This window comes from Natronobacillus azotifigens (assembly GCF_026805325.1).
GTDB classification, from domain to species: Bacteria; Bacillota; Bacilli; order Bacillales; family Amphibacillaceae; genus Natronobacillus; species Natronobacillus azotifigens.
This window is the reverse complement of record NZ_JAPRAT010000045.1, coordinates 1-11,744: the sequence shown is the minus strand read 5'-3', so window position 1 is coordinate 11,744 and position 11,744 is coordinate 1. Positions and strand designations below refer to the sequence as shown.

General features: G+C 35.3%; 10 protein-coding genes. 3 read left to right on the top strand and 7 right to left on the bottom strand.

Annotated elements, in window-relative coordinates; all coding sequences use genetic code 11:
- Positions 1-286 precede the first annotated feature (286 nt).
- Entirely contained in the window at positions 287-1,504 is a 1,218-nt protein-coding gene (locus tag OWO01_RS15350; protein ID WP_268781361.1) for a DUF262 domain-containing protein, read from the top strand.
- Between the two features lies 1 nt (position 1,505).
- The gene (locus OWO01_RS15345) at positions 1,506-2,453 is read left to right on the top strand and encodes a HEPN domain-containing protein (protein WP_268781360.1); all 948 of its coding nucleotides are present in this window, start codon (positions 1,506-1,508) and stop codon (positions 2,451-2,453) included.
- 198 nt (positions 2,454-2,651) lie between these two features.
- Here OWO01_RS15345 and OWO01_RS15340 read toward each other — a convergent pair whose 3' ends face one another.
- Positions 2,652-2,825, bottom strand: a complete 174-nt coding sequence (locus tag OWO01_RS15340; RefSeq protein ID WP_268781359.1) for a helix-turn-helix domain-containing protein — start codon at positions 2,823-2,825, stop codon at positions 2,652-2,654.
- Between the two features lie 288 nt (positions 2,826-3,113).
- Between OWO01_RS15340 and OWO01_RS15335 the strand changes: the two genes are divergently transcribed.
- Positions 3,114-3,548, top strand: a complete 435-nt coding sequence (locus tag OWO01_RS15335; protein WP_268781358.1) for a YslB family protein — start codon at positions 3,114-3,116, stop codon at positions 3,546-3,548.
- Between the two features lie 47 nt (positions 3,549-3,595).
- Here OWO01_RS15335 and uvrC read toward each other — a convergent pair whose 3' ends face one another.
- From uvrC to zapA, 6 genes are all read right to left on the bottom strand, one after another.
- Positions 3,596-5,383: an excinuclease ABC subunit UvrC gene (gene uvrC, locus OWO01_RS15330; RefSeq protein WP_268781357.1), complete on the bottom strand. Its 1,788-nt coding sequence runs from the start codon at positions 5,381-5,383 to the stop codon at positions 3,596-3,598.
- A 666-nt stretch (positions 5,384-6,049) separates the two neighbouring features.
- Positions 6,050-6,364 carry a thioredoxin gene (gene trxA / locus OWO01_RS15325; protein ID WP_268781356.1) on the bottom strand — a complete coding sequence of 105 codons (315 nt, stop codon included), beginning with the start codon at positions 6,362-6,364 and terminating at the stop codon, positions 6,050-6,052.
- A 141-nt stretch (positions 6,365-6,505) separates the two neighbouring features.
- Positions 6,506-8,857, bottom strand: coding sequence for an endonuclease MutS2 (locus OWO01_RS15320; protein ID WP_268781355.1), 2,352 nt, complete (start codon positions 8,855-8,857; stop codon positions 6,506-6,508).
- Between the two features lie 18 nt (positions 8,858-8,875).
- Positions 8,876-10,591 carry a DNA polymerase/3'-5' exonuclease PolX gene (gene polX, locus OWO01_RS15315; RefSeq protein WP_268781354.1) on the bottom strand — a complete coding sequence of 572 codons (1,716 nt, stop codon included), beginning with the start codon at positions 10,589-10,591 and terminating at the stop codon, positions 8,876-8,878.
- 171 nt (positions 10,592-10,762) lie between these two features.
- On the bottom strand, positions 10,763-11,302 hold the full coding sequence (locus OWO01_RS15310) for a CvpA family protein (protein ID WP_268781353.1): 540 nt from the start codon (positions 11,300-11,302) through the stop codon (positions 10,763-10,765).
- Complete coding sequence (gene zapA / locus OWO01_RS15305; protein ID WP_268781352.1) at positions 11,295-11,570, bottom strand: cell division protein ZapA; 276 nt, start codon at positions 11,568-11,570, stop codon at positions 11,295-11,297. The genes OWO01_RS15310 and zapA overlap by 8 nt, the downstream gene beginning before the upstream one ends.
- Positions 11,571-11,744 lie beyond the last annotated feature (174 nt).

The following is an 11,744-nucleotide window of genomic DNA, read 5'->3' as shown; positions in this document are numbered from 1 at the left end:
ATGAATGTTTTTAATAGTTAATTTATATTAGTGCAACACTAGTGACCTTCTGTATATATGTTTTATTGATTTTCAACAAAGGTAATCTTTTCCAATAATCTATAGTGCAACGTTAGTCAGAATATTTATTAAATATAAATTGCGATATTAAAAATCCAAGTTACTGTTAAAAAAAACAATATAAAAGTAGTGTAGTATGTTAAAATAATTAAAGAGGAAAAATTGGGTAATTACTGTTAATTGTCAGTAAGTCAGTAATGTATCATAAAAAACAGGAGGTTTTAAAATGCTATTAGAAAATGAAAAACTAGACTTTTCGAGTGCTGATCAAGATAGTGTAACCTTAACAAATGACGAAATAAACGAAAAATATCAGCGTGGGGAAATGCGTATTATAACGGAACAAGGGAGATACCCCCTTCAAAATATAAAGGAAATTCTAAGTAAAAATATGAAATTTAATCCCGAATACCAAAGAAGAAGGGTTTGGACTGATATACAAAAGTCCAGACTAATCGAATCTTTTATAATAAACATTCCAGTTCCTCCTGTTTTTTTATATGAGATAGAATTCTCTAAGTATGAGGTCATGGACGGATTACAAAGATTATCTACATTATATGAGTTTTATGATAACAAATTTTCTCTTAGTGGGTTGGAAGTTTGGCCAGAACTTAACGATAAAAGGTATGATCAATTACCTGACAAAGTACAAAAAGGAATTGACAGAAGATATATATCAACTATTGTAATTCTAAATGAAACAGCTAAAAGCATTAAAGAAGAACAAATATTAAAGAAGTTTGTTTTTGAAAGACTAAATACAGGTGGTACTAAATTAACAGATCAAGAGACTAGAAATGCTTTGTTTGATGGAGACTTTAATACTCTTTGTATGAAAATTGCAAGGGAAAATACTACCTTTCATAAGTTATGGAAAATAAAGCCGTTTAAAGAACATGAAGTTGTTAATGAAGATTCTGAAATAATTGAAGAAAAGGAAAGAAACTTAAAAGTATTTATAAGAATGGAGGATGTCGAATTAGTATTGCGTTTTTTTGCTTACCGACAACTAGATTATATTTCAGTTACAAAAGTAAAAGACATACTAGATTTATACTTAAAGCAAGCTAATCAAAGCTATAATGAGGAAATTCACAATAACCTTGAAGAACTTTTTAATAATACATTAAAATTAACTGAGGCTATTTTTGAAGATAAATCTTTTCTATTATTTACAAAAAGGAAAGGCGAGTTTATATGGTATGCTAGCCCTTCAAAGTTAGTTTATGATCCCATAATGAATGTATTAAGTGAATATGTAAATCAAAAAGAAAAGGCGTCTATATTGATTGAAAGAAAAGACGTTGTCATAAAAAAAATGGAAAAACTCTTTAAAAGTCACAGTATTGATTTTAATGGAAGAAATAATAACAAAAGTGATGTCATAAGAAGAAAAGGTTTGTTTAAAATGGTATTCGAACAAGTGTTAGAGGGAAAATAAGATGCAAAATTTTATTTCTAAATACAAAGAATTTGAAGATAACTTGTCAACACTAGAAAGGTATACATTATTTAATAAAAATAAACATGAAGCTAATTTTAGAGAATATAGGGATATTGTTTATGGGGCCATAATTAATCGTGGCTATACTTTGTGGGAAACATTTGTAAAGGATATATTTTATATCTACTTTAGTTTAAAAAAACAAGACTTTTACGAAAACAACTCTATAATAGAAAGATATAGACTTCACGAATTACCTAGTTTTTTATTTGAATCTGCAATCTTAAGCATCGATGAAGAAAAGATTTCTTTTGATTTAAACAAAGATATAGTATCTTATACAAGTAAAAATATGGATATTAATGAACTCTCTAAATTATTTAAAAGAGTAGATATTGATATACAACATAAACTTAACAATATTAGTGAACTGAAAGATGCTGTTTACTCTTTTGAATTGGCCTTTGATAATGGTTTATTTCATGAAAATAAAACATCTCAGGCACTAAAAAGGTTAATTCAAGAAAGAAATTTAGTTTCACATTATGCACATGTAGATACGTTTCAAAGTATAGATATTTTATTAGAGTGGATTAAATATTACAAGCTCCTTGGTAAAAACCTTTCTAAAGAGGTTTGCCTTGAATTCGTTAGAACTTTTGATCAAAGCAAAAAAATAATTGGTAATTGCAAAACTGTCCTTAAAAATAATATTTTGCTAGTTGATATCTACTCAGAGATTGAAATTGATTTGAAAACGAAGTTATATGTTTATAGTAATAATAGTCTTATTGATATAGTCATCCCTAAGTCTTTTAAAGTAGAAGAAAATGAAGTTTCTAGTGTTAGTGAACACGATAAAGCAGGAATAAAAGTTGAGACGATTTTTGAGTATGAGACAAATATTAAAAAGGAACATAAATATTTTGTAATAGAGGGTACCTAAAGATTACATTATTTTTGTAAATTTGATCTTCTAACTAAACATACAACATGATATACAATCGGTGCCATTGTAATCTGAAAGCCTAAATCCTTGCTTAAGCATTGAGAAAATAGGCTTTTTTAGCTTATACAAAATTCATGTTTTCACTGTTGCTTAATTGAAAATATTATTTTGGACATAATTATTTGTTTGAAACATTTAAAATTTGTAATCACTATACAACACATTTGAAATGTGGTTACGGACTGTTTTTTGCGAAATAAATAACTCTTCTGCTATGTCCTTAGTTGTCTTGTCTTGTACTAAGAGTTCAAATACTTCCTTTTCACGTTTAGTCAAAAGTTGTTTCGGCTTATAGTCACTATCTTTCAAGTCTAAACCCCTCCTTGCTGTCTTTAAAGCTGCGTTCTGAAGGGTATTAATTTATTTAGTCAGAGTATTGTATGACAAAAATTTTTTTCTGTGAGTTATCCTGCTCCAAATGGTTATTTCACTTAATTAGTAAATATCGAAAAACATAAATTTATTTTTTTATTCCTATTCTCTTTTATTTTTGCTGTTGAGTTTACAGCTTAACAAATCAGGGTAAATCACAGTTGCAATCCTTTGCGAGACAAGCGATAATAGTAGTTAGGCTAATGTATGGAAGGGGTACGAAACGTGCATGAAAATTTAAAGCAAGTAGAAAATGTTGTTTCACAATTACAATCAACTGGATCAGGTTACGACCTTCTTCGTTATGTGTGCTTACCCGATTTATTAGGAAAAGATGCAAATACGATTCTTTACGTGTTAGGAAAAAATATTGCCCGAGAAATCGAGTGGAAGTCCATCGAACAAATCGTTGAATTTTTCTATCTAACTGGTTGGGGAACGCTGGAAACAACGAAAGAAAAAAGGGCTGAACAAATCTTTACCCTTCAAGGAAGAGCGGTTACCAATCGAATGAAACAAGATATTGCCATCGAATATCGGTTAGAAGCAGGCTTTCTTGCAGCCGCAATGGAAAAGTTAAACGGGTTTGCATGTGAATGTACAGACGAAGCGAAACCAAGAAAAAATTACATTGAATTGCGCGTTCAACATTTTAGATAATTAGAAACAAATGCACCGGGATGTAAAAGAGGATCTTACTAGATATACTAGTCAAGATCCTCTTCTTTGTTCAAGTGAGCCAATATGGTCTCAGCTGTGGGCGTTGGAATTCCTAGCCTTTTCAAGGTATCCAAGGAAGCTTCCTTCATTTCCGTAACTGATTTAAAGTGTGTTAATAATAACTTTCTTCTCTTTTCTCCTACACCAGGTATCGAGTCTAGTTCGGATTTAAAGGCACTTTTCCCTCGAAGTTGTCTGTGGAAGGTAATCGCAAATCGGTGAACTTCATCCTGAATGCGTTGAATCAAATAAAATTCTTGTGATTTTCGGTCTAATGGAACAACTGTTGGTGGATAGCCATACAGTAATTCACTTGTTTTGTGCTTATCATCTTTCGCTAAACCACAGAGTGGGATATCTAACCCTAATTCATTTTCTAAAACATCCAGTGCGGCACTCATTTGTCCCTTACTACCATCAATCAAGATTAAATCAGGTAAAGGCAAGTTTTCCTTTAATACTCTCGTATAGCGGCGTCTCACCACTTCTCGCATCGTATCATAATCATCTGGACCTTTTACATCGCGCACCTTATATTTTCGATATTCCTTTTTTTGTGGGCGCCCATCAATAAACACAACCATCGCCGAGACTGGATCTGTTCCTTGAATATTTGAATTATCAAATGCTTCAATTCGATGTGGCGTTTCGATTTGCAGTTTCTCCCCCAATTGCTCTACCGCCTTAATCGTTCGTTCTTCATCTCGTTCAATTATGGAGAATTTTTCTTTTAAAGCAATTTCCGCATTTTGACCGGCTAACTCAACTAATTCTTTCTTCCGTCCACGGTATGGGATCGTAACGTCTACTTCTAACAATTCTGTCAACAACTCAAAATCAATTGGTGCTGGCACGAGAATTTGTTTTGGTTTCGGATGATTTTGATGCAGATAAAATCGACCAATAAACGTTGTAAATGTTTCTTCTGCATCATCAAAAAACGGAAAGATAGACACGTCGCGTTCGATTAATTTTCCTTGGCGAATAAAAAAGACCTGAACACACATCCATCCCTTATCAATCGCATAATGGAACACATCACGATTGACTTGATCGTTGAGTGTCATCTTTTGTTGCTCCATAATAGCATCAATATGTTGGACTTGATCACGTAATTCCATTGCACGCTCGTAATTCATATCTTCACTCGCCGCTTGCATTTTTTCTTGCAATGTCTTCTTGATTGTTTTATGACCACCATTTAAAAACGAAACCACATCTTGGACAATATCTTTATACCTTTCTGCACTTGGTGGAGTTTTAGCACAAGCTAAACACTGATCCAAATGATAGTATAAACAATGCTTACCCGGTGGGTTATTACATTTTCGTAATGGGTAAATTCGATCTAATAATTTCTTCGTTTCTCGCGCAGCTAACACATTGGGATACGGCCCAAAATATTTCCCTTTATCTTTCACAACTTTTCTCGTAATAATTAATCTCGGATGTCGTTCATTGGTGATTTTTAAATAAGGATAACTTTTATCATCTTTTAATAAAACATTATATTTTGGATCATATTTTTTGATTAAATTCATTTCTAAAATAAGTGCTTCAATCTCAGATGAGGTTACAATATATTCAAAATCAACAATTTCCTGTACCAACCGCTGCGTCTTCTGATCATTCGCACCAGCAAAATAGGAGCGTACTCTGTTTTTTAATCGCTTTGATTTTCCTACATAAATAACGGTATTATGTTTATCTTTCATCAAATAACAACCAGGTTCTGCAGGTAATACTGCTAATTTTTCTTTGATTTGCTTTGACATCTAACGACACTCCATCACAATTTAGGATCATTTAAGTAATAACTTTTACTAAGTTCAATTATAACAAAAAAAGATCCTTGTGTATTAACTATCAGCTGCGTACAGGTTTATTGACGGTAAATTCACTGGGCATTAATTGTTTATTAGTGTATAGATAATGCTTTATGCTGAGGTTACTAATCTGTTTGCGGCACAATCTAGTATCTGGACGAGGTTGGGTGCATTTTTTTACCTAAACCTAAGCAAGATCGGCTATCTTGTCGAGGTTAGCGGCTTTTTTATACCTAAACCTAGGCATAAGCACTTCTTTTGACGAGGTTGCAACCCTTTTTTGTATCCAACCTAGGCATAAACACCTCTTTTGACGAGGTTACAGCTCTTTTTTGGCTCCAACCTAAGCATAACTACGTCTTTTGACGAGGTTTCAGCTCTTTTTTGGCTCCAACCTAAGCATAAGCGCTTCTTTTGTCGAGGTTACAGCTCTTTTTTGGCTCCAACCTAAGCATAACCACTTCTTTCGACGAGGTTGCAGCTTTACTCAGATCCCTAACCTAATCTATGCTCACCGCAATACATTAGTTTCATTATCATTCACATAAATGACGTCATTTCACGCTGAAATAAAAAGATCGTCTGCTACTGGAAAGTAACAAACGATCTTTTCAATTATGCATGTTGATTAATTCGTGCTTCTAACGCTTCTTTTGGTTGGAAACCAACAACTGTATCAATTACTTCTCCGTCTTTAAAAAGTAATAGTGTTGGAATGCTCATTACACCAAATTGGCCTGCAGTTGCTTGGTTATCATCAACATTTAATTTTACGATTTTAACTTTATCGCCCATTTCACTATCTAGTTCTTCCAAAACGGGTCCGATCATTTTACAAGGACCACACCATGGTGCCCAAAAATCAGCGAGAACCAATCCTGAGCCTGTTTCTGTTGCAAATGTTTCATCTGTTGCATTGACAATTGCCATTAGATAAACCTCCTAAATACTTTCTCTTTTTATTCAAAAATTAGTATACCACCTAGGGGCATTTGTTGGCTAGTTCTCTGCTCACACGAATAGTGTAACCTGAAGCAATCGAACCATACCAACGAGCCGATCAACAAAAAATTATTTAAATTCCAAAATCGTTACCCCACTCCCACCTTCATTCATGGAGCCTGCTCGGTAATCACTAATTTGACGGTGTCGCTTCGCAAATTCTTGCACACCTTTTCTTAGTGCACCAGTACCCTTACCATGGATAATTGAAACTTGTGGGTAACCAGCGAGCAGGGCATCATCTACATATTTCTCCACTTGTTGTAAAGCATCTTCATACCGTTCCCCACGCAAATCTAATTCTGTTTTGACGTGATAATTTGAACCTCTTACTGTTGCCATCGGTTTTTCTACTACAGGATTTTCCCGCTTCATTAGCTGCAAATCTTTTCGTTTCACTTTCATTTTCATAATTCCGACTTGGACTTGGTACTCATTTTTATTCACTTGTTCGATAATGGTTCCTCTTTGATCTAATGTTAGAAGCTTCACTTCATCACCTGGTGTTAAGGTCTCTTTGCTTTTTGCTTGAGGTTCTGGAGCTGTGTTTTTAGCTTTTTTCTTCGTTAGATCTGGTTGAGCTTCATCAAACAATTTCCTTGCCTCAATCCATTCATGCTCTTTAAGTGTAGCTTGCCCCTTCATATCGCGAATCGTCGCAACAATATCTTCTGCTTCTTGACGAGCTTTTTGTAGTGCTTTCTCGGCTTTTTCTTCTGCTTTTTGATAAAGTGCTTCTCGTTCACGCTCAAATTGTTGCCATTGTTTTTCAAGATCTCTTTTTAATTGCTGTGCATCTTGTAACGTCTGGTCTGCATCTTCGTAATCTTGTTCTGCCTTTTTGCGAGCAGTATCTAAGGATGCAATCATATTTTCTACACTTGTTGAATCTGTGCCGACTAAACTTTTGGCTGCATCAATCACATCAGATTCTAATCCTAATCGACGTGATATTTCAAACGCGTTACTTCGACCAGGAACACCAATTAATAATCGATAGGTTGGTTTCAAAGTTTGAACATCAAATTCAACTGAGGCGTTAATGATACCATCTCGGTTATATCCATATGCCTTTAATTCCGGATAGTGTGTCGTCGCAATGATTCTTGCTTTTCTTTTGACAACATCATCGAGAATCGCCATCGCTAAAGCTGCACCTTCTTGGGGATCTGTTCCGGCACCTAACTCATCAAACAAGACAAGCGTTTTTTCATGTACTTTGGTTAAAATATCAACGATGTTCGTCATGTGAGAAGAGAACGTACTCAAGCTTTGCTCTATCGATTGTTCGTCACCGATGTCAGCAAACACTTCATCGAATACAGAAAGTTTACATCCATCTAACGCAGGAATTTGTAATCCTGATTGAGCCATTAACGTACATAAGCCAACTAATTTCAGTGTAACGGTCTTTCCACCGGTATTCGGACCGGTAATAACAATTGCGTGATAATCCTTACCTAAAAATACATCGTTCGGTACTACTTCTTCGTCCGTTAGCAGTGGATGGCGAGCTTGTTTGATCTCAATAATTCCTTGATCATTCATTTTTGGCATCGCTGCATGCATCGACTCTGCTAATTTAGCTCTTGCAAAAATAAAATCTAATGCGGCTAATGCTTCCACATTTTGTCGTAATAATTCATGATCAGAAGCAATACGCATCGATAAATCTCTCAAGATTCTTTCAATCTCTGCTTTTTCTTGAACTTTTGCTTCGGATAATACATTATTAATTTCTACAACGGCTTGGGGCTCCATAAATAGTGTTTGGCCTGAAGCAGATTGATCATGAACGATCCCTCCGATTGCGCCACGATATTCTTGTTTAACTGGCAGAACATAACGATCATTCCGAATCGTAACAATCGCGTCAGACAACATTTTGCTTTTCGATTTTGTAAAGCTTTCTAAACGATCTCGAATACGACTTTCACTTGTACGGATTTTTGACCGAATCGAACGTAGTTTATCGGAAGCACCATCCATTACATGGCCGTGATCATCAATGCAATGCTTTATTTCTCGTTCTAGCTCATTTAATGGCTCGATTTGAGTAACCCATTCTCGAATAATCGGCACTTCTGGTTCTTCTAATTTTTCAATAAAACGACGTAATTGCTTTCCGCCATAAATCGTACCAGCAATTTGCAAGCACTCTTGCGGATTTAAGATCCCACCAATCTCTGCTCGCTTGAGACTCGGTCGAATATCAACAATACCACCAAGTGGCACATTTCCATGTAACCGAATAATCTGCACTGCCTGATCTGTTTCATCTTGGAGATGAATCACTTCCGCTAAATCTGTTGATGGCTTTAGTTTACGCGCTTGTTCTTTTCCTAAGGAAGATGCCGCTTGATCTGCTAAATTTTCTAATATTTTATGAAATTCTAATACACGAAAGATTCTTTCGTTCATCTTAAATAACCCCTTTTACTATTTACTTTGCCAAAAGCTAAGTAATTGTTCTTTCGTCCATGTATTCACAACCGTTTCTGGACGTAACCAACCTCTATTTCCAATTCGTACACCTTCCTGCATATAACGAAGCGACGCTTTATTGTGTGCATCAGTATTGATAGCGATCTTCACACCTGCATCTTGTGCTTTTCTCACCCATTGAGCCGAAAGGTCAAATCGTTTTGGATTTGCATTCAATTCTAATATCGTATTGGTTTCTTTTGCTTGTTGAATTAATTGTTCCATATGAACCCGGTAACCTGCTCGTCTTCCAATTAAACGTCCCGTCGGATGGGCGATCATCTTTACATGAGGATTCTTCATGGCGTTGGATAAACGTGCCATTATTTCTTGCTCAGATTGTTGAAAACTGGAATGAATCGACCCAATGACAAAATCAAGTTCAGAAAGAAATTCATCCTCGAAATCCAACGATCCATCTGGTAAAATATCCATCTCTACTCCCGCAAAGATTGTTATTTCTGGATAAGTCTTACGCAATCGCTCGATCTCTCGTCTTTGCTTTCTCAAACGGTCTTCATCTAAGCCATTCGCAACTTTTAGAAATTTTGAATGATCCGTGATTGCAATATATTCGTATCCCAATTCCAATGTATGTTGTACCATTTCTTCAACCGATTGGGCACCATCACTCCAAGTTGAGTGCATATGCAAATCACCTTTGATCGCATCTTCGGTTACGAGTTCTACTTTTTGATCAAACGCATCGATTTCTCCGTTGTTTTCTCGCACTTCTGGCGGGATATATTCCAAACCAAAGTGTCCAAAGAATTCTGCTTCTGATGAAAAAGTAATCACTTCACCTGTGTCGAGTACTTCAACTCCATATTCACTAATCTTCTCGCCTTGTTCTTTTGCTCGTTGACGCATGGCTACATTGTGATCTTTAGATCCGGTAAAGTGATGCAATGTCGTTGCATATTGTGCAGGAGAAACAATCCGAAAATCTACATTCACCGCATACTTCTCTGCTAAAACAATCGAAATTTTTGTGTCGCCAGCTGCAATCACTTCTTTCGTATTGTCGATTTGCAATAACTGTTCTTTTACCTGCTCAGGTTGATCACTTGCAATGATAAAATCTAGATCTTTGATCGTTTCTCGCATTCTTCGCATACTACCAGCTAGTGAAAATTGTTGAACGGATGGAATTGTTGCCAAATAGGCTTCCATCTTTCTTGCGATGGGTAGCATAAAAGCTATTGGAAGCCGTTCTGGTCTTATCAAAGCTTCTTCAATCGATTTCAAAATTTTCTCTTCTGATTTTTTACCAAAACCTTTTAATTCAGCAACTTCACCTGCTTCACAAGCTTGCTTCAGTTCTGATTGATCGGTTACCCCTAATTCTTGATAGAGCTTCGCAAGTTTTTTTCCACCAAGACCTGGTAAGTCCAAAAGTGGAACAAGCCCTGATGGTACTTCTTCCTTTAATTGTTTTAACGTATCTGATGTTCCTGTTTCGATATAGGTTTCGATTACGGAAGCCGTACCCTTCCCAATTCCATTTAGCTTGGTAAAGTCAGGAATTTCACTTAGAGACCGATCATCTGTCTCTAATGCCTGTGCGGCTTTTCGATATGCTGATATTTTAAAAGGATTCTCCCCTTTTAATTCCTGATATACTGCAATCTCTTCTAATAAGTGAATGATATCTTTTTTATCGATTGTCATCTTTTTCCCTCCATTAAAAAACAAAACCATTGACTGATTAGCACTTGGACTTTTCTATTCACGTTGCACGCCAACCTGAACGAATAATTTCCTTACTTATGATTTACTAATCGTATGGAGAAAAACCCTTGCATTAATGATAAGCAAGGGTTTTTTCTATCAAAAATTCATCTAGCTTAATACATGTTCAAACCACAATGTTCGAACCTGATTAGAAAAGATTGGGGTGTGTTCAACAATAAATGCTGCCATACTTGAACTTTCCAATAAGTTTTGGATAAAAGAAATCGGTAATAATGATCCAATATACAATAAGACAAATAAAACAAGATATGTCTCAAAAAAGCCAAAGACGGCCCCTAGTAAACCATTTACCATATTGAGGATCGGTAACTCCGCAACAAAATCTAACATGGAACTAATGATGCTTAAAACAATCTTTGTGACAAAAAATAAGATTGCAAAAGCTATCGCGTTATAATAGGCTGATTCTAATGGTAATGAATCGAGAAAGAATGCCCATTCATCACTTCCTATTCTCGGATACGGAATAATCATCTCCAGTTGTTGAGCCAACGAACCATAGAAAAATACCGCCACAAAAAACGCTACAAAAAAGCTAATAAAATGAAAAAATTGCAAGATAAATCCCCGTTTTAATCCTCGTAAAACACCTAAAACCAATAAAGCCAATATTAAAAGATCAATCATTGTTGTCACTTTCCTCTTTCTCTGCTAATTTTTTTGATAATACTTGATTTTCTTCTTGTAATTTCAAATAATCGTTCACCATGTTTACCGCTGTTAACACTGCCAATCTAGTAGTGTCCAAACTTTTATTCGCTTCATAAATTGCACGCATTTTATCATCAACCATACTAGCGACCATGCGCATATGGTGGACATTTTCTTCACCAATAATCGTATAGGACTTTCCGTATATGTCAACTGTTGTCCGTGTTTTGTTCGTCTGGGACACGCAAATTCCCCCTTTTATCAAATCCTCGTATTTATCTTAACACGAACAAGTATATTTAGGAAACTATTCTCATTCTACTTTCTCTCATAATTTTTTAGATTTCATGTGAACAATGTAGAAAAAGTGAAACGTTAATCAGGGCGGATTTTTGGTATCCTTACAATCATTCTTAAC

What these genes read in the sequence shown, in the direction of transcription:
- polX (WP_268781354.1), bottom strand. Translation starts at nt 10,591, where the DNA reads ATGACAATCGATAAAAAAGATATCATTCACTTATTAGAAGAGATTGCA.
- trxA (WP_268781356.1), bottom strand. Translation starts at nt 6,364, where the DNA reads ATGGCAATTGTCAATGCAACAGATGAAACATTTGCAACAGAAACAGGC.
- OWO01_RS15350 (WP_268781361.1), top strand. Translation starts at nt 287, where the DNA reads ATGCTATTAGAAAATGAAAAACTAGACTTTTCGAGTGCTGATCAAGAT.
- OWO01_RS15320 (WP_268781355.1), bottom strand. Translation starts at nt 8,857, where the DNA reads ATGAACGAAAGAATCTTTCGTGTATTAGAATTTCATAAAATATTAGAA.
- OWO01_RS15345 (WP_268781360.1), top strand. Translation starts at nt 1,506, where the DNA reads ATGCAAAATTTTATTTCTAAATACAAAGAATTTGAAGATAACTTGTCA.
- OWO01_RS15310 (WP_268781353.1), bottom strand. Translation starts at nt 11,302, where the DNA reads ATGATTGATCTTTTAATATTGGCTTTATTGGTTTTAGGTGTTTTACGA.
- uvrC (WP_268781357.1), bottom strand. Translation starts at nt 5,383, where the DNA reads ATGTCAAAGCAAATCAAAGAAAAATTAGCAGTATTACCTGCAGAACCT.